Annotated in this window: 16 protein-coding genes; 9 read left to right on the forward strand and 7 right to left on the reverse strand. The window is 72.5% G+C overall.

Features of this window, described 5'->3' with window-relative positions:
* Positions 1-195: 195 nt before the first annotated feature.
* From ABTW87_RS08400 to ABTW87_RS08410, 3 genes are read left to right on the forward strand one after another with little or no spacing between them, the layout of a single operon-like run.
* On the forward strand, positions 196-1,053 hold the full coding sequence (locus ABTW87_RS08400; RefSeq protein ID WP_350649778.1) for an LLM class flavin-dependent oxidoreductase: 858 nt from the start codon (positions 196-198) through the stop codon (positions 1,051-1,053).
* A gap of 10 nt (positions 1,054-1,063) precedes the next feature.
* Positions 1,064-2,293, forward strand: coding sequence for an FAD-dependent oxidoreductase (locus tag ABTW87_RS08405; RefSeq protein ID WP_350649780.1), 1,230 nt, complete (start codon positions 1,064-1,066; stop codon positions 2,291-2,293).
* Positions 2,294-2,308: 15 nt separating this feature from the next.
* A complete protein-coding gene (locus ABTW87_RS08410) occupies positions 2,309-3,322 on the forward strand; it encodes a methyltransferase (RefSeq protein WP_350649782.1) in 1,014 nt (337 codons plus the stop codon).
* Between the two features lie 196 nt (positions 3,323-3,518).
* Here the strand turns inward: ABTW87_RS08410 and ABTW87_RS08415 are convergent, their stop codons facing one another.
* On the reverse strand, positions 3,519-4,526 hold the full coding sequence (locus ABTW87_RS08415; protein ID WP_350649784.1) for a methyltransferase: 1,008 nt from the start codon (positions 4,524-4,526) through the stop codon (positions 3,519-3,521).
* 39 nt (positions 4,527-4,565) lie between these two features.
* On the opposite strand from ABTW87_RS08415, the gene ABTW87_RS08420 reads away from it, so the two are divergent.
* Together ABTW87_RS08420 and ABTW87_RS08425 are read left to right on the forward strand one after the other, a co-directional pair.
* Positions 4,566-4,886, forward strand: coding sequence for a ferredoxin (locus ABTW87_RS08420; protein ID WP_350649786.1), 321 nt, complete (start codon positions 4,566-4,568; stop codon positions 4,884-4,886).
* A gap of 125 nt (positions 4,887-5,011) precedes the next feature.
* Positions 5,012-6,592: a multicopper oxidase family protein gene (locus ABTW87_RS08425; protein ID WP_350649788.1), complete on the forward strand. Its 1,581-nt coding sequence runs from the start codon at positions 5,012-5,014 to the stop codon at positions 6,590-6,592.
* 21 nt (positions 6,593-6,613) lie between these two features.
* Here ABTW87_RS08425 and ABTW87_RS08430 read toward each other — a convergent pair whose 3' ends face one another.
* A complete protein-coding gene (locus ABTW87_RS08430) occupies positions 6,614-7,351 on the reverse strand; it encodes a hypothetical protein (RefSeq protein ID WP_350649790.1) in 738 nt (245 codons plus the stop codon).
* A gap of 201 nt (positions 7,352-7,552) precedes the next feature.
* Here ABTW87_RS08430 and asnB point away from each other — a divergent pair, with 201 nt between their 5' ends.
* From asnB to ABTW87_RS08445, 3 genes are read left to right on the forward strand one after another with little or no spacing between them, the layout of a single operon-like run.
* On the forward strand, positions 7,553-9,412 hold the full coding sequence (asnB, locus tag ABTW87_RS08435; protein WP_350649792.1) for an asparagine synthase (glutamine-hydrolyzing): 1,860 nt from the start codon (positions 7,553-7,555) through the stop codon (positions 9,410-9,412).
* Between the two features lie 15 nt (positions 9,413-9,427).
* Entirely contained in the window at positions 9,428-10,024 is a 597-nt protein-coding gene (locus ABTW87_RS08440; RefSeq protein ID WP_350649794.1) for a nitroreductase family protein, read from the forward strand.
* Positions 10,025-10,053: 29 nt separating this feature from the next.
* Positions 10,054-11,412: an NAD(P)/FAD-dependent oxidoreductase gene (locus tag ABTW87_RS08445; protein ID WP_350649796.1), complete on the forward strand. Its 1,359-nt coding sequence runs from the start codon at positions 10,054-10,056 to the stop codon at positions 11,410-11,412.
* A gap of 108 nt (positions 11,413-11,520) precedes the next feature.
* Here the strand turns inward: ABTW87_RS08445 and ABTW87_RS08450 are convergent, their stop codons facing one another.
* The 4 genes from ABTW87_RS08450 to ABTW87_RS08465 all read right to left on the reverse strand — a co-directional run bounded on the left by ABTW87_RS08450 (position 11,521) and on the right by ABTW87_RS08465 (position 15,026).
* Positions 11,521-12,303, reverse strand: coding sequence for an SDR family NAD(P)-dependent oxidoreductase (locus ABTW87_RS08450; RefSeq protein ID WP_350649798.1), 783 nt, complete (start codon positions 12,301-12,303; stop codon positions 11,521-11,523).
* A gap of 133 nt (positions 12,304-12,436) precedes the next feature.
* Positions 12,437-13,114, reverse strand: a complete 678-nt coding sequence (locus tag ABTW87_RS08455; protein WP_350649800.1) for an SDR family NAD(P)-dependent oxidoreductase — start codon at positions 13,112-13,114, stop codon at positions 12,437-12,439.
* Positions 13,111-14,313, reverse strand: a complete 1,203-nt coding sequence (locus ABTW87_RS08460) for a cytochrome P450 (RefSeq protein WP_350649802.1) — start codon at positions 14,311-14,313, stop codon at positions 13,111-13,113. Before ABTW87_RS08460 ends, ABTW87_RS08455 begins: the two co-directional genes overlap by 4 nt.
* Complete coding sequence (locus ABTW87_RS08465; RefSeq protein ID WP_350649804.1) at positions 14,310-15,026, reverse strand: TenA family protein; 717 nt, start codon at positions 15,024-15,026, stop codon at positions 14,310-14,312. Before ABTW87_RS08465 ends, ABTW87_RS08460 begins: the two co-directional genes overlap by 4 nt.
* A gap of 180 nt (positions 15,027-15,206) precedes the next feature.
* Between ABTW87_RS08465 and ABTW87_RS08470 the strand changes: the two genes are divergently transcribed.
* On the forward strand, positions 15,207-15,959 hold the full coding sequence (locus tag ABTW87_RS08470) for an SDR family NAD(P)-dependent oxidoreductase (RefSeq protein ID WP_350649806.1): 753 nt from the start codon (positions 15,207-15,209) through the stop codon (positions 15,957-15,959).
* 223 nt (positions 15,960-16,182) lie between these two features.
* Here ABTW87_RS08470 and ABTW87_RS08475 read toward each other — a convergent pair whose 3' ends face one another.
* Positions 16,183-18,072 (reverse strand): AfsR/SARP family transcriptional regulator, encoded by a 1,890-nt coding sequence (locus ABTW87_RS08475; RefSeq protein ID WP_502891546.1) that lies wholly within the window; start codon positions 18,070-18,072, stop codon positions 16,183-16,185.
* Between the last annotated feature and the right edge of the window lie 200 nt (positions 18,073-18,272).

The following is an 18,272-nucleotide window of genomic DNA, read 5'->3' on the forward strand; positions in this document are numbered from 1 at the left end:
CGGCCGTACCCCGGACGGCGGTCACCGCCCGCCCACATCCCCGGCAGCGGTCCCCACCTCCGGTCGACCGCGACTCGACCGGCGCTCCGGCGCGGCCGACCACAGTGGCTGCCACCACCGCCCGAAGCCGGTGGTGCGGCCGGGCGCCCGAACGCTCGGCAGGAAACCCGACCGGTGAATCCCAGGGAGTCCGCAATGGATATCGGAGTCTGCCTGCCGACGACCATCCCCGGCGCGCAGGGGCGGCAGCTTATCGAGTTCGCCCGCCGTGCCGAGCGACTCGGCTTCCACAGCCTGACCGTCGCCGACCGCGTCGTCTACGACAACTACGACGGCATCGTCTCGCTCGCCGCCGCGGCGGCCGTGACCGAGCGGATCAAGCTGGTGACCGGCATCCTGCTGGCCGCGTACCGGCCCAGCGTGGTGGAGCTGGCCAAGCAGCTCGCCAGCCTCGACCGGCTCTCCGAGGGCCGGCTGATCCTCGGTGTGTCCGCCGGGATGCGGGAGGACGACTACGCCGCCACCGGCACCGACTTCCACACCCGGGGCCGCCGGCTCGACGCGATGCTCGAGGAGCTGCGCCAGGTGTGGCAGGGCGCCGGGCCGACGCCCGGGGTCGGGCCGCGACCGACAAACGGCGACATCCCGATCTGGGTCGGCGGGCACTCGCCGGCCGGACTGCGCCGGGCGGCCCGCTACGGCATCGGCTGGATCTCCCCGGGCGGCCCGCCGCACAAGTACCCGGAGCTGGTCACGAAGGTCAAGGAGCTGTGGGCCGAGGAGAAGCGGGAGGGTGAGCCCCGGATGGGCGCCAACCTCTACGTGTCGCTCGGGCCGGACGGCCAGCGGCTCGCCCTGGAGCACATGCACAGCTACTACGCCTACATGGGGCAGCTCGTCGAGCACCTCGCGAAGGGCGCCATCACCGACGAGGGCAAGCTCCGCGACGTGGTCGACGGGTACGCGGCCAACGGCTGCGACGAGCTGCTGATCCTGTCCTGCACGGCCGATCCGGACCACCTCGACCGGATCGCCGCCGTGGTCCTGGGCTGACGGCGCGGAGATGGGAAACCAGAACGGCCGGCGGATGCGGGTGCTCGTCGTCGGCGGTGGCATCGGCGGGCTCTGCCTCGCCCAGGGGCTCCGCCAAGCGGACGTCGCCGACGTGACGGTCTACGAGCGGGACGCGTCCGCCGAGGGCCGCATGCAGGGGTACCGGCTGCGGATCAGCCCCGAGGGTGAGACGGCCCTGCGGGAGTGCCTGCCGCGGCGGGCGCAGGACCTGCTCACCGCCACCGCCAACGACCGGCACCAGCTCGGCCTGGTCGCCTTCGACGAGCGGCTCAACCCGCTGCCCGCGCCGACCTTCGACGACCCGCGCGGCGACGCGCCGGACAAGATCGACGCGGTCGACCGGGCGACCCTGCGTCGCGTGCTGCTCGCCGGCATCGGGGACGCGGTGCGCTTCGGCAAGCGGTTCGTCCGCTACGAGCAGGTCGACGGTGAGGTGGTGGCCCACTTCGCCGACGGCGACCACGCGGTCGGGGACGTGCTGGTGGCCGCCGACGGGGCGCACTCCGCGGTCCGCGCGCAGTTGCGGCCCGACGACACCACGCGGGATCTCGGCGTACGGGCGATCCTGTCCCGTACGCCCCGGGCGGCGGCGATCGACGCGGGCCTGCCGGAGTCGCTACGGGACCGGTTCGTCAACGTCACCGCCGCCGACGGGCTGCGGCTGGCCCTGATGCCGATGGTGTTCCGGACGCCGCCGGCCCGGGCGGCCGAGCAGTTCTGGCCGGGGCTGGACCTGGGCGGGTCGGACGACTACTACATGTCCGTCTTCAGCGTCCACAAGGACCTGCTCGGGCTGTCCGACGAGGCGTTCTTCGCGCTCACCGGCGAGCAACTGTGCCGGCTGGTGCTGGACCGTACCGTCGACTGGCACCCGGACCTGCGCGGCGTCTTCGCCCACGCGCAGGCCGCGGAGACCTACCCGCTCGCCCTGCGGGCGGCGGTGCCGGTGCGGGCGTGGCAGCCCGGCCCGGTGATCCCCCTCGGCGACGCGGTGCACCTGATGCCGCCGACCGGGGGAGTGGGCGCGAACACCGCCCTGCGCGACGCGAGCGCGTTGTGCCGGGCGTTGACGGCCGTCGCCCGGGGCGAGTCGCCCCTGGCCGAGGCGGTGGCCGGTTACCAGGCCGAGATGGTGCGGTACGCCACCGAGGCGATCGACATGTCCCTCAAGATCGCCCGGTGGTCCATGAAGAAGATCGACGTCGGCGTTCGAGCGTAAAGGCGGGCGGTTTCAGTGACCACGACAGCGACAGACACCAGCCGGCCGGCCGGCATCCTGCGGCTGGCCAACTCCTTCTGCGACGCCAAGGCGCTGCTGACGGCGGTGGAGCTCGGCCTCTTCACCACGCTGCGGGAGGGACCGGCCACCGTCGAGGAGATCCGGGACAAGCTGGGCCTGCACGGGCGCGGCCTGTCCGACTGGCTCGACCTGCTTGTCGAGCTGCGCCTGCTGGAGCAGGCGGACGGCCGCTACCGCAACGGCCCGGGGGCGGACCGTTTCCTGGTGCGCGGTGAGCAGTCCTACATCGGCGGCTTCATCGAGCGGTCCAACCGCAACCTGTACCCGGCGTGGGGCCGCCTGGCCGACGCGCTGCGTACCGGCAAGCCGCAGTCGGGCAGCAGCTTCGAGGCGGTCGTGGAGAACCCGCAGATCTTGAAGCAGTTCATCCACTCGATGGACGCGCTGACCCGGGTCCTCGGGCCGCAGCTCATCGAGGCGTTCGGCGAGTGGTCCGACCACGGCTCGGTGCTCGACGTGGGCGGTTGCCGGGGCAGCCTGGCCGCGCAGATCGTCACCGCACACCCGAACCTCGCCGGGCACGTCTTCGACCTGCCCCAGATGGAGCCGTTCTTCACCGAGCAGGCCGCCGAGCAGGGCCTCACCGACCGGCTGACCTTCCACGGGGGCAGCTTCTTCGAGCAGCCGCTGCCGACGGCCGACATCGTGGTGATGGGGCACGTGCTGCACGACTGGGACCGGGACCAGCGCCGGTTCCTCGTGCAGAAGGCGTACGAGGCGGTCAACCCGGGTGGCGTCCTGCTGGTGTACGACCGGATGCTCGACCGCCCGTCCAGCCGGGTGGAGAACCTGGTGATCAGCCTGGACATGCTGCTGGTCACCGACGGTGGCTCGGAGTACACCGTCGCCGAGCTCCGTGAGCACGCCGAGGCGGCCGGCTTCGTCAAGGTCGAGGACCGCCTGCTCGGCGACGACGACACCCTGCTGGTAGCCCGCAAACCCGCCTGACCCGTCTCCCGCGGGGCCGGGGTACGCCTGACGGCGTACCCCGGTCTCACCCTGCCCACCCCCCACCCCCACCCCCCCACCCCGTCGATCATGGACTTGTGGTGGGAACAGAGCGGGGCAAAAAGGGCACAAGCCCCACCCCAACTCCATGATCGACGGGGTGAGGGTGGGGTGGGGGGGACGGGGGAGGGGCGGGTTAGGGGGTGCGGTGGCAGATGACGAGGGTTTCGTTGTCGTCCAAGGGGTGCTGGTGGATCTTGGTGAAGCCGGCGGCCCTGGCGTAGCCGGCCAGCTCACCGACCGGGTACTCGGAACCCTCCTCGGTGACCAGCGCCATGATGAGGCTGGCCACCAGGTTGTCCACGCGGGGCGCCGCGTCGTCGAGCATCCGGTCGTGCACCAGCAGGACCCCGCCCGGCTTGACCGCCTGGTACGCCGCCCAGACCAGCTCCTCCCGCTGCCACGGCCGCCAGTTGTGCAGGATGTGGCCGAACACCACCACGTCGGCCGGCGGCAGGGCGTCGGCGAAGAAGTTGCCCGCGTGGAAACGCACCCGGTCGGCGGTGCCGAGCTCCGACATGTGCTCGGCGAAGACCGGGCGGAGCTGCGGCAGGTCGAAGACGTGCCCGGCCAGATGCGGGTTCGCCAGGACCAGTTGCCCCACCAGGCTGCCCCGGCAGCCGCCCACGTCGAGCACCGACCCGTACGCCGACCAGTCGATCGCAGCCAGCAGCCGCGGGATCAGCGGGCGCAGCACACCGTCCATCATGTGCGCGTACCGCCGGAGCGCGGCCGGGTCGGCGAGCATGCCGGCGAAGTCCTCCGCCGGCGTACGCGGCCGGCCGGTGCGCAGCGTCTCGGTCAGCCCGTTCCACACCGGGTACAGGTTGGCCTTGGCGCCACGCAGGAAACCGGTCACGTCCTCCGGCCCGCGGCCGGTGAGGAACCGGTCGACGTCGTCGGCGTTGCGGTAGCGCCCGTCCTCGTGGTGCAGCAGGTCGAGCGCCACCAGCAGGTTGAGGAAGTCGGGCAGCCCGCGCCCGTGCAGCCCCAGCCGGTCGCGGATCTCCGCGGCGGTGGCGGGGCCGTCCCGCAGCGTACGGAACAGGTCCAGCTCGACGGCCGTCAGCAGCGCCTGCGACTCGCAGAAGGCGTTGCCGAGGCGGAGCAGGCGCGCGGGCGATGCGGTGACCGTACCCGTCATCGGGCGGCTCCCTTCGGGGCGCGGACGGAGGACGCCCCGATGGTGCCGGCCCGGCTTGGAACGCCGCTCGACGCGCGGCTGTACCGGCTCTCGAGCGCCCTGCCGGACGATCGGGCGCGCGTGGCGGGCTCCGCCGCCGCGACGGACCCGACACGGCGATCGGTGGGCATCATGCGTGTGTATGCGACAAAGGAGACCTGCGCGGTGGCCAGCCTCTGCGTCTACCAGGCGCCGGAGGTCTTCGACCAGGACGAGGAGGGGCAGGTCGAGGTGCTCGACCCGGAGCCTCCCGCGGAGCTTCACGAGGATGTGCGGATCGCGGTACGCGGCTGCCCCACCCGATCCATTCGCGTCGAGTAACCTGGGCCGCACGTAGCGTACGGGCCGCGGCGTGCCCGACCGGTGGTGAGCCGGTGGGAGTGCCGCGGTCCGCGCCCGTCCGGCCCTGTCCCCGGCCCCTCGGCCGCCTCACGATGGAGACACCGTTGCTGGCGAGTTCCCCGCAGGACACCCCCGCCCAGGCGATCCCACCGGCCGAGCGCGCCGGCCGCCGCCGGTCCACCCGCCGCCGCATCCTGAAGGCGGGGCTGATCGGCGTGCCGGCAGTCCTGGCCGTGGGCGGTGCCGGCTTCGGCATCTGGTACGCGGTCACCGACGTCGACACCGTCGGCGAGGTCGACTTCACCAACCCGCTCGCCATCCCACCGCTGCTCACCGGCCGGCAGGAGGGCGGGCGGCGGGTGTTCGACCTGGCCGCCGGCACCGGTGAACGGCAGTGGCGCTCCGGCCGGGCGACCACCACGTGGGGGTTCGACAACGGGCACCTCGGGCCGACGCTGCGGGCGGCGAAGGGCGAGACGGTGCTCGTCAACGTCCGCAACGATCTGCCCGAGACCACCACCGTCCACTGGCACGGCATGCACCTGCCGGCGGCCATGGACGGCGGGCCGCACCAGCCGATCCGCTCCGGCGCCACGTGGTCGCCAACCTGGCGGATCGACCAGCCGGCCGCCACGCTCTGGTACCACCCGCACCCGCACGGGCGCACCGCCCACCACGTCTACCGGGGGATGGCCGGGCTGTTCATCGTGGACGACCCGGCGGCGTCGGCGGCGCGGCTGCCCAACCGGTACGGCGTCGATGACGTCCCGGTCATCGTGCAGGACGTCAACCTCGACGGCGACAACCAGCTCGACGAGGGCTACTCGCGGATCGCCGACGTCGGAATCCTCGGCGACACGCTTGTGGTCAACGGCACCGTCGGGCCGTACCACGAGGTGACCACCGAGCGGGTGCGGCTGCGGCTGGTGAACGCCTCCCCGGCCCGGTCGTACAACTTCGGGCTCTCCGACGACCGGCCGTTCGCACTTGTCGGCACCGACGGCGGCCTGCTGCCCGCCCCGCACGCCACCGAGCGGGTCCAGCTCTCCCCGGGCGAACGCGCCGAGATCGTGGTCACCGTGCGCCCGGGGGAGCGGCTCGTGCTGCGCAGCTACCCGCCGGCGCTCGGGCTGGACCCGCTGAACAGCCGGATCACCGGTGGCGACGACCGGTTCGACGTCCTCGAGCTGCGGGCGGCCGACCAGCTCACCCCGTCGCCCGAGCCGGCCGCCACCCTCGCCGACCCGCCCCGCCTGGGCGTGGAAGCGGCGGCACCGGTGGCCCGCCGCTTCGAACTGGCCGGCACCAGCCAGATCAATGGCCTGACGATGGACATGAACCGCATCGACTTCGGCGTCACCAAGGGCACCACCGAGGTGTGGGAGGTGATCAGCCCGTTCCCGAAGCCGCACAACTTCCACGTGCACGGCACCCAGTTCCAGGTGCTCTCGGTCGCCGGCGCGGCGCCGCCGCCGGAGCTGGCCGGCTGGAAGGACACCGTCTACACCACGCCAGAGGTGCCGATGCGGCTGGCGGTGCGGTTCAGCGAGTACGCCGACCGGAACGTCCCCTTCATGTACCACTGCCACCTGCTGCTGCACGAGGACAAGGGCATGATGGGCCAGTTCGTGGTCACCGAGCCCGGCCAGACCCCCGGCACCCCACCGCACACCGATCACGACTGAGCCGCGTACGAGGCCGGCGGCTCAGGGTCTGATCCTGCCTTCGAGTTGCAGGCCGAGGGCCACGGCCTGTTCCATGTGCAGCGGGGCGTCCGGCTGGGCCGGTGCGGTACCGGCGCCGCCGGACTCGTTCGAGACGACCAGGTGCAGCCGCCGGTCTCCGGGCAGGCGGATGTCCACCAGGTGGCGGACGGTCCCGGCCCGCACGTGCGTGACGACCTTCATCGTCGCGCCGCTCGGTGCCTCGGTCTCGTCACACATCCACTGACCTTTCGGGGTGCCGAGGCAGGACCAGTCGAAACCGCCCCGCTGCGGGTCGGCGTGCCGGCCGTCCGTAGCGATGATCATCGCCTCCAGGTGGCCCGTGCGGTCGTCGTTGAGCAGCCCCGACCCGGCCCGGACGAACACCGCGCCGTCCCGGCCGAGGTCGAAGTCGTAGCGCGGGCGTCGGTCCTCCCGGGCGTCGCCACCGGGGAGCCACCGCGCTTCCGGGACCTCCGTCCGGAGCGCCTCGTGCAGCTCCTCGGCAAGCCGTCGCGCGGTGACCTCAGCCGAGGCCTCGCTGTCGAAGGCGACCTCGAACCGGGTGTCGGCGGCCGACGGTGTGCCGGCGACCCGCGGTGGAGGCGACGAGCCCGGGGTGCTCCGAGCGAGCATGGTCACCCCGCCGGCCACCGCCAGCACCAGCACCGCCCCGAGCCAACGGGTCGCCGCGCCGTTCCCCTTTCCCGGGCTGGAACCCGCACCACCAGAACCGACCACGTCTCTCCTACTCGATGACCCCACACCCCGATGACGGTCCAGGGCGTGGGGCGGTTGCATCCGATGCCGATCCTGTCGCGCTCCGGCGCGCCCGTCCCCCGATTCGCCGGCGCGCCCCTCCGTCGAGTCGCCGTCGAGGTCGCCTGGAACGGTGCCCGGCAGGCTCACGCGTAGTCGGACGCGAGGCGAGGGGTGATGCGCATGTGCGGCATCGTCGGCTGGGTGGACTTCGGGCGTGACCTGACAGGGGAGCGCTCGACCGTGCGGGCGATGACGGACACCCTGGCCAACCGTGGGGTGGACGACTCCGGGGTCTGGATCCGCGGGCACGCCGCTCTCGGGCACACCCGTACCGCCATCATCGACGTGGCCGGCGGCGCGCAGCCGCTCTCCGTCGAGCAGGACGGCCGGGTCGTCGCCACGATCGTCTACAACGGCGAGGTCTACAACTTCAAGCAGCTCCGCACCGAGCTGCGGTCCCGGGGGCACGAGTTCCGCACCCGCAGCGACACCGAGGTGATCCTGCGGGCGTACCTGGAGTGGGGCGTGGAGTGCGCCGCCCGGCTGGAGGGCATCTTCGCCTTCGCGATCTGGGACCTGCGCCGCCAGGAGCTGGTGCTGGTGCGGGACCGGCTGGGCGTCAAGCCGCTCTTCTACGCCCGCCGCCCGGAGGGCGTCCTGTTCGGCTCGGAGCCGAAGGCGCTGCTGGCCAACCCCCTCGTGCGGCCGGTGGTGGGCCTCGACAACCTCCAGGAGCTGTTCGCGACCGCCAAGCGGCCCGGCATGTCGGTCTTCCGGGACCTGCGCGCGGTGCTGCCCGGCACCACGCTGACGATCAGCCGCGCCGGGATGGCGCAGCGGCGGTACTGGGCCCTGGCGGCCCGGCCGCACACCGACGACCTGGACGGCACGGTCGGCCACATCCGGGAACTGCTGCACGACATCGTGCTGCGTGAGCTGGAGTCGGAGGTGCCGCTCTGCACGGCCCTCTCCGGCGGGGTCGACTCCAGCGCCGTGTCGGCGATCGCCGCGTACTGGCGCTGGAAGCTCGACGGCGAGCGGATCCGCACCTTCGTCACCACGTTCGACGACTACGCGACGCGGTTCCAGCCCGACGACGTCCGCTTCGCCCCGGACGAGGTGTTCGCCGACGAGGTCGCCCGGCACCTGAGAGCCGACCACGTCCGGATCCAGCTCAGCACCCGGGACCTGATGGACCGGGCGGCCCGGGACGCCGTCCTGCACGCGCAGGACATGCCCACCACGCTCGGCGACATGGACACGTCCAACTACCTGACCGCGCGCCGGATCAAGCAGCACTCGACGGTCGCGCTGAGCGGGGAGGTCGCCGACGAGATCTTCGGCGGCTACAGCTGGATGTACGACCAGCAGCTCCTCGCAGCCGACATGTTCCCCTGGGTGGCCAAGGAGTACCTGATGCCCGGGTCGCCGCGCGGTCAGGGCCGCGGCCTGTTCGACCCGGGCTTCATGGCGAAGCTGGACCTGGGCACCTACTACCGGGACCAGTACCGGACGGCGCTCGCCGCGGCGCCGTACACCGGCGACGAGGACGACACCGAGCGGCTGATGCGTGGGGTCACCCACGTCACCCTCACCTGGTGGCTGCCGATGCTGCTCGACCGCGACGACCGGCTCGCCATGGCCAACGCGCTCGAACTGCGGGTGCCCTACGGCGACCACCGCCTGGTCGAGTACCTCTACAACACCCCGTGGCGGCTCAAGACCTTCGACGGCCGGGAGAAGAGCCTGCTCCGTGCGGCCGCCCGCGACCTGGTGCCCCGGTCGGTGCTCGACCGCGCCAAGAGCCCGTGGCCGGTCACCCAGGATCCGGCGTACGCCGAGATGCTCCGCGGCGAGCTGGCGGCGCTGGTGGACGACAGCTCCGCGCCGTCGCTGCCACTGCTCGACCTTCCCGCGGTCCGGGCCACCCTGGACCAGCCCTCGGAGATCGCCCACCAGTGGGTGAGCCGGATGAACATCGAGATGGTGCTGCAGTTCGACGCGTGGCTGCGGCGGTACGACGTGCAGCTCGCGATCTGACCCGAGGGAGTTTCCATGGACTTTCCCGACGTGCTGCGCCGCCGCCAGATGGTGCGCAGCTACACCGACCGGCCCGTCTCCGACGAGGCCCTCGACCGGATCGTCGGGGCGGTGCGGCGGGCCCCGAGCGCCGGCTTCAGCCAGGGGTACCGGCTGGTCGTCGTGACCGACCCGGGCCTGCGGCAGAAGGCCGCGGACATCGCCGAGGCCCGCTACGTCGAGCTGGGCTTCCCCCGCTGGATCGCGTCCGCCCCGGTGCACATCTACGTCGCCACCCGGGAGGCTTCCTACCACGAGCGGTACGGCGGCGAGGAGGTCCGGCCGGGCTGGTCGGAGATCCCCTGGCCGGTGCCGTTCTGGTGGTTCGACTGCGGAGCGCTGTTCATGCTGCTCCAGCTCGCGGCCATCAACGAGGGACTGGGCACCGGGTTCGTCAGCTCCGTCTACACCGACGAGCTGAGCGCGCTCGCCGACGTGGTGGACCTGCCGGCCGACGTGGCCCTCACCGGGATCATCACCGTGGGGCACGAGGACCGCGGCAAGCGGATGCCGGTACCGCCGAACGCGGCGCGCCGCAAGCCGCTCGACGACGTCGTGCAGTGGCGCCGGTGAACGCGCGTACGCCGAAGACGGGAGGTCCGATGGGCCAGCGCGTCCTCGTTCTCGGTGGTGGCATCGCCGGCACGGCCGCCGCGATCGCGCTCGCCCGGCGCGGGCACCCGGTCACCGTGGTGGAGCGCGACCCGCCCCCGGCCGACCCCACCGCGGACCCGTTCCTGCACTGGCCGCGCCGGGGAGTGCCGCAGTTCCGGTTGCCGCACGGCTTCTCCGCCCGGGCCCGCAACCTGCTGCTCCGGCACGCCCCGGACGTCCTGGCCCGGCTGCGGGCGAGCGGCGTCGAGGAGATGAACCTGTTCAAGCGCCTCATCCCGGAGGACCGGTGGGTGCCGGCCGACGACTCGTTCACAAACGTGTGGGCCCGGCGGGCGGTCTTCGAGCTGGCGCTGCGGCTGACCGCCGAGGAGGAGCCGGGCGTCGAGTTCCGCTGCCCGGCGGTGGTGAACGGGCTGCGCTTCGACTGGACGAGCGTCGGGCCCCGGGTCACCTCGGTCCGGCTGGCCGACGGCGACCTGCTCACCGCGGACGTCGTGCTGGACTGTCTCGGCCAGCGGTCGCCGGTCTCCCGCTGGCTGGCCGCCGAGGGCGTCCGGGTGCCGACCGAGGTGCAGGACTGCGAGACGGTCTACTACAGCCGTTACTTCCGTTTCACCGACGGCTGCGAGCTGCCCCGGACCTCGGTGGCCACGCTGCGCGGTGAGTTCGCCGACGGCTGGTTCATCGGCTTCCCCGGCGACCACGACACGTACGCCTTCTCCTTCGAGTGCCACCCGGACAACCGCAACGCCCGCGCGCTGCGGCACACCTCGATCTGGGAGGCGGTGGCCCGGGGCATTCCGGCGCTGGCGCCCTGGGTCGACCCGGCCAACGGCACTCCGCTCGAAGGCGTCCAGGTCATGGCGGGCAACCGCAGCCTGCGCCGGCGGTACGTGGTCGACGGCCGGCCAGTCGTCCTCGGCCTGCTGTCGGCCGGCGACTCGCTGTGCGCGAGCAATCCCGCGTACGGGTGGGGTTCGGCGATGGCGCTGACGTACGCGTTCGCCGCCGCCGAGGCGGTGTCGGTGGGCGCCGGCGACCCGGTGGCGACGGCGCTGGCGTACGACGCGGCCACGGCCCGGGAGGCGGACGCGGTGTACCGGGAGTCCGCGGCGATGGACCGGGCCCGCATCTACCGGATCACCGGCCAGCCGGTGCCGGACGAGGACCGGGCGGAGATGGCCCGCCAGGACCTCATCTCGGCGGCGCTGTCCAACGGCGTGCTGCACGACCTCGAACTGGGCCGCGCCTTCAACCGCCGCGTGAACCTGGTCGGCCCGGCCGACGCCGTCCTGGCCGGCACCGACCTCCTCCACCACGCCAACCGCCTCACCGCCACGCGGTAAGGAAGGGCCCCCTCTTAACGCCTGCGGTAGAGGAAGGGCCCCTTGTTAACAGGAGACGGAACGGCCCCCGGCAGCGCCGGGGGCCGTTTTCGACGGGCGACCGCGGGGTCAGTTGGGGCGCTGGTAGCGCGACGGGGGCGCCATGCCGGCGTCGATCGGCAGGTCGACCCCGGTGACGCTGCGGATCCGGCCCGAGGCGAACAGCACGACCAGCGCCGCGATCTCCTCCGGCTCGATCATCTCGCCGGTGGCCAGTCCGGCCATCTTCGGAACCATCGCCAGGAATTCGTCAGGCGTCATCCCGGCCTTCTCGGCGATGTGCGGGTTGGTCCACAGCCGGGTCTTCACCGGCCCGGGCGAGATCGTGTTGACCCGTACGCCCTGCGGGGCGAACTCGGCCGACAGCGCCTTGCCGAGGTTGGCGACGGCGGACTTGGCGGCCGAGTAGTGCGCGAGCCGGGGGTCGGCCATGGTGCCGTTCATCGAGCCGATGTTGACGATGGCGCCCTTGCGCTCGACGAGACTCGGCAGCGCCGCCCGGGTCGCCCGGACGGTCGTGAGGACGTTCAGCTCGAACGTCTGGCGCCAGACGTCGTCGCTGATGTCCAGGAAGCCGGGGGCGAGCATGACGCCGCCGCCGACGTTGTTGACCAGGATGTCGATGCCGCCGAACTCGGTGAGCGCCCGCTCCACCAGCAGCCGCGGCCCCTCCTCGGTGACCAGGTCCACGGTCAGGGTGTGCGGCGTGGCCTCCTTCAGCTCGGGGCTCACGGTACGCGCGCCGCCGTACACGTCGGCGCCCGCGGCGGCCAGCGCCCGCACCACGGCGAGCCCGATACCGGCGCCGGCCCCGGTGACCACGGCCTTCTTGCCGGACAGGTCGATCTGCATGCTCGGTCTCCTGTTGGTCGAAGGGCCCCGTTCGCGTCGAGGGCCCGGCTCGGTGGGGGCCCCGCTGGTCGAGGAGCCCGCTCGGTCTCAGGTCCGTCTGGCTGAAGGCCGCCCGGTGATCCGCGATCCGCCGTCAGAGCGGGCCGCGTCGCTCGGTGAGGAACTGCCCGGTGGGTCCGTCCGCGGGCAGGGTGGCCACGTCCGCGATGAACCGGGCCGGCACCTCCGGCGGGGTGGTCATGTGCGGCATCATCCGGGTCCGGACCCGCCCCGGGTTGACCGCGTTGACCAGCACGCCGGTGCCGGCGGTCTGGCCGGCGACCAGGGTGGTGAGCCCGTTCAGGGCGCTCTTGGACAGCGAGTAGCCCGGTGCGCCCGGGAAGAGGGCACCACCGAACTCGGCGGTGGTGCCGCTGGACACCACCACGACCCGGCCCCAGCCCCGCTCGACCATGCCGGGTACGAACGTCTGGAGCACCCGCCAGGTGCCCAGCAGGTTGACCCGCAGCGTCTCCTCGGCCGCCTCGAGCGGCGCGGTGAGCGGGTCGGTGCCGCCGTCGAGCAGCACGCCGGCGTTGCAGACCAGGATGTCGACCGGCCCGACCTCGGCGGCGGCCTTGCCGACGCTGTCGGGGTCGGTCACGTCGAGCTGCTGCCCGCGTACGCCGGGACCCAGCTCGGCCGCCGTGCCGGCGGCGGCCGTGGCGTCGCGGGCGGTCACCGTGAGCGCCAACCCGCGGGCGTGCAGCTCGGCGGCGACCGCCCGGCCGATTCCGCGGTTGGCGCCGGTGACCAGCGCGTGGCGGTTCACCAGGTCACCGGGACCTCGCTGAAGCCCTCCATGAAGCCGCCGAGGGCGCGGGGCAGCCGGGCGGCCGGCACGGCCAGCCGGATGTCCGGGAAGCGGCGCAGCAGCGTCTCCGTGGCGACCTGGAGCTCCATCCGGGCCAGGGCGGCGCCGACGCAGTAGTGGATGCCCGCGCCGAAGGTCATGTGGTGGTTCTCGGGGCGGCGGATGTCCACGGTGAACGGGTCGGTGAAGACCGTCTCGTCCATGTTGGCGGACTCCTCGGACAGCAGCACGCTGGAGCCCTTCTTCAGGATCGTGCCGTCGGACAGCTCGATGTCCTCAAGCGCGTACCGCAGCGTGCCGATCGAGGAGCCCATGATCTGCGTACGCAGCAGCTCCTCCACCGCCGACGGGACCAGCGACCAGTCCGCCCGGATCTCCTTGACCAGGTCCTGCCGGTGCAGCAGGACGGCGGTGCCGGTGCCGATCTGGCTGGCGGTGGTCACGTAGCCGGCGATCAGCAGGCTGCGGGTCCAGTGGTGCAGCTCGTACTCGGACAGCCGGTTGTCGTCCTCGTCGCGGACCTTGATGAGGCTTGTGATGAGGTCGTCCTCACCGGGGTTGGCCCGCTTGAACTCGATCAGTTCGACCAGGTACTGCCACAGCTCGTTGCGGCACCGCTCCACCTCGTCCGGGGGCAGCTTGGTGACCGACAGGAAGCCGTCGACAAGTGACCGGAACCGGTTGCGGTCCTCCGGCGGGATGCCGAGCAGCTTGCAGATCACCAGGATCGGCAGCGGGAAGGCGAGCGCCTCGTTCAGGTCCGTCGGCTTCGGGCCGGCGGCCATCGCGTCCAGGAGTTCGTCGGTGACCTGCTGGGCGTACGGGCGGAGCAGTTCGATCCGGCGGGCGGTGAACGCCCGGGTGACAAGCCCCCGCATCCGCGTGTGGTGGGGCGGGTCGCCGTCGATCTTCGGGTCGACGAACAGCTCGTTGTCGGCGGCGATGCGGGCCACGTCGGGGCGGGCGACGTTCTTGCTCAGCCGGGGGTCGGCGAAGAGGCTGCGTACGTCCGCGTAGCGGGTCACCATCACCGCGGTGTCCCCGCTGGGCAGGCGGACCTCGACGAGGGCCTGCTCCCGCAGGCCGCGCAGCGCCTCCGGGACCTCCATCGGCGGGGTCCACGGGAAGGGGTAGGGGACCGGGGTCTGGGCAGTCATCTCGTGCCCTCTCTCGTTGACTCCTCGAACGGCGGCCGCCGGTCCCGACCGTCCGGAAGGGACGCTGTGCAGGACTCGGCGAATGCCCATTCGTAACGGATGCTGATGGAGAACTGCTCGACGAGCGTGGCCCGCTCCCGGGCCGTACCGTTCTTGCCGATGTCGTCGGCCATGTCGAGGAAGGCCCGCACCGCGTACCGGTAGGACTCGCCGGGGTGGTAGGCCTCCACCCAGGGCCGGTAGCGCGAGGCGGGCGCGGTGTCGCGCAGCAGCCGGTCGGAGACCTCGGCGTTGAACCACACCATCGGCAGCAGGGCGCCCACCCCGGCCGCAAAGGACGCCGCGGTGGCGGCGGTGAGGAACGCGGTGTGCGCCTGCGTCACCGGGTCCATCGGCGGGTCGCCGAGGGTCTCCGGCAGGCCGGTCGTCGTGGCGAGGGCGGCACTGTTGGCGCGCAGCCGGTCGCGTGCCTCCAGCGTCCCGGCCACCGACCGGCCGAGCAGCAGGGCGTGCGCGTCGTCGGCGGCCGCCGCGGCGCAGCGGGCCAACGCCCGGGCGTACGTCGGGAGCAGGAACCCGGTGTCCTGGGCGAGGAAGTGGGCCAGCGCCGCCGGCGGCAGCGATCCGTCCCGGATCCCCGACCAGAAGGGGTGGTCCTGCACCGCGCGCAGCACCGGATCCCGGATCTCCCGCAGTTCTTCGTGCAGCAGCATCGGCCGTCCTCAGGTCCAGGCGGGATGGTCGCGGCGGACGCTATCGGGGGCGGCTTGACCCCGGCTGGAGCACGCGGCCGCCGGCTGGCCGGCGTCGCGGCGAGCCGGCGTCGAGCCCGGCGGCGGAAATTGGCCCTTTGGCACGGCCGTGCCGGTCAGCGACGTCGTGAGGGGTACGCCATGGATCTCGGCCTGACGGACAAGCGGGTGCTGGTGACCGGGGCGACCCGGGGCATCGGCCGGGCCACCGCCCGGGCCTTCGCCGACGAGGGCGCCCGGGTCGCCGTCACCTACCACACCTCCGAGGCGGCCGCCGAGCAGGTGGTCAAGGAGTTGGGCGGCGAGGAGCGGGCGCTGGCGGTGCCCTACGACCTCGCCGACCCGGCCTCGGTACGGGCGGCGGTGCGGCGGGTGGAGGAGCGCTGGGGCGGGGTCGACGTCCTGGTCGCCAACGCCCAGACCTGGGTGTGGATCAACCCGGAGGACCTGCCGCCGTACCAGGACCTGCCGCTGGAGGAGTGGCTGGACCGGTTCCGGGAGAACGTGGAGGGCCACCTCTGGACGGTGCGGGAGGTGCTCGGCGGGATGCGCCGGCGCGGGTGGGGGCGCGTGGTCCTGCTCTCCTCGGTCACCGCCCTGCACGGCAACCCGGGGTCGGAGGTCTACGGCGCGGCGAAGGCAGCGCTGCACGGCTTCGTCCGGGGGCTGATGTGGACCCGCGACGGTGTGCTGGCCAACGTGGTCGCTCCCGGCGGGACGCTCACCGAGAGCCTGGACAACGTCGATCCGGAGCTGGTGGCGCAGGCTGCCCGGGACACTCCGAGCGGTCGTCTCAGCACGGCGGAGGATGTGGCGCGGCTGGTGGTGTTCCTCGGCTCGGCGGCCAACGGCAACGTCAACGGCGAGGTTGTCCGGACCGCCGGCGGGCGGTGACCTGTTCCGCGCCACCGGCGGTCCGGACGATCACCGCCGGTGGCCCGTGCCGGGCGTGCCGCCACCGGAGGCGGGCGGGCCCGGGCCCGGCGGGACGGCCGGGTGGGGTACGGGACGGGCGGGTGGCCGGGGCCGTACCGGCGGGACGGCCGGTAGGTGGTGAGCCGCACCCGGAAACCACCGCCGCCCCTGGCGGATCTGCCTCCGGCACCCGTCGGTGGACTCAGACGTTCGATCCGAGCCGTGGCTCGATGAACTCGTGGTTGAGGCGTTCCCGCGCGTACAGGCGGATCAGCCGGTGCAACTGGTAGCGGACCACGCCCTCGTCCGCCCGCGCGTCCAGGAGGTTGCAGGCGACCAGGCGGCTGAGCTGCGTCTCGACGGCGTCGGCGGCGCTGCCGAGCAGGTTGGCCGCGGTGGCGGCCGTGAAGTGCGGCGGCGGGAGCAGGCTGAGCAGGCGCAGGGCGCTGCGGTCGTGCGGCTCCAACCGGTAGTAGGTCTGGTCGTAGTTGGTGCGTACGTCGAACTCGGCGAACCGTAGCTGGTCCAGCGCCGCCGGCCCCGATTCGATGAGTGTGGCCATCTTCCGCAGCGACCAGGTCGGCGCCGCGGCCAGCCGGGCGCCGACGCAGCGCAGCGCGAGTGGCAGGTGGCCGCAGCGGTCGGCGATCCGCTCGGCCTCCTCGGGTTCGGCGTCCACCCGCGGGGCGCCGATCATGGCGCGCAGCAGCGCCACGGCCTCGCCGGTCGTCACGACGTCGAGCTTGGTGACCTGGACGCCGGGGAGGACCTGCAGGCCCCACCGGCTGGTCACCAGGACCGCGCTCTCCGGCGTGGCGGGCACGAGCGGCGCGATCTGCGACGCGCTGGCCGCGTCGTCGAGGACCACCAGGAGCCGGCGGCCGTTGGTCCAGGTGCGGTAGAGACTGCTGCGCTCCTCGACGGTCGGCGGGATCTGCTGTTCCGGTACGCCCAGCGCCCGCAGGAAGCCGGCGAGGACGTCCAGCTGGGAGGTCGGGTTGCGGGACGATCCCCGCAGGTCGGCGAAGAGCTGTCCGTGCGGGTACCGGGCCCGCTCCAGGTGCCCCACATGCAGCGCCAGGGTCGTCTTGCCGACGCCGGTCATGCCGCAGATCGAGATGGCGGCGGGCGCGGTGCCGTGCTCCTGGCCGGCCGCCAGGACGGCTCTGACCCGCCGCACCACCTCCTCCCGGCCGATGAAGTCGGGTACGTCCGGTGGCAGTTGCGCGGGTGGTGCCGTGCGGGCCGGGGTCCGCTCGGTGGACGCGGCGGGCCGGGGTGCCGGCCGGCTCTCCGCCGGCTCGGCGTTGAGCAGGGACCGGTGCAGCCGCTGGACGGCCGGGGACGGTTCCAGCCCGAGCTCGTCGATGAGCAGTTCGCGGAGGCGCCGGTAGACCTCGAAGGCCTCGTACCGGCGGCCGGACCGGTCCAGCGCGGTCATCAGGTTGGCGTGGAACCGTTCGTGCAGCGGGTAACTGCGGACCAGTTCCTTCAGTTCGCTGATCAGCTCCTCGTACCGACCGAGTTGCATGTCGGCCTCGATTCGCATGCCGAGCACCCGCAGCTTGTTCTCTTCGAGGCGGGTCATGTGGGCGGAGAGGATCTCGCCGGCGTTGACGCCGAGCAGGGCCGGTGCCCGCCAGAGCGCGAGCGCCTCGGTGAGCAGTTCGCTGGCGCGTTGGGCGTCACCGCGCTCCCGTTCGAGGCGGCCCTGCTGAGCCAGCCGCTCGAAGTGGCACACGTCGATGTCGTCGTCGTTGACGTCGAGCAGGTAGCCACAGGACTGCGTGTGCAGCCGCGCCATGCCGGTCGGGTCCAGCACGTCCTTGCGCAGCTTGTAGATGTAGGTCTGCAGGGTTGTCATCGCGCTGTCCGGGGGATTGTCCCCCCATAATTCGTCGACGAATTCACTGACCTGCACGACCTGGTTACGGCGCACCAGAAGAAAAGCCAAGACTTGGCGAACCTTCGGTGCGCTCGGGGTGATATCCCGGTCCTCGTGAGTTACGGACAATGGGCCAAGAATGCGGAACACCATTAGCTCCCCCAGGAAATGGTGCGGGAGTTGACGCCTCTCCGAACGGTGGGACATCGACGGGCAATTGCGGTGGTGGATCAACCCCCCGACACCTCGTCCAGCCGTTTGGCGGCATGATCGACATGCTCCGTGGCGCAACTGCTACAGACTGTAAGTTGCGACCCCAGCACGGTCAAGGTTTCGTGGGTCAACTGTCCGACGTTTCCGGCGGGTAGGTTCCGTGCTAATCGCGCGCGCTCGCCGGCGGGGCGACA

The sequence above is a fragment of the Micromonospora sp. NPDC126480 genome, from assembly GCF_040302465.1.
GTDB lineage: Bacteria > Actinomycetota > Actinomycetes > Mycobacteriales > Micromonosporaceae > Micromonospora.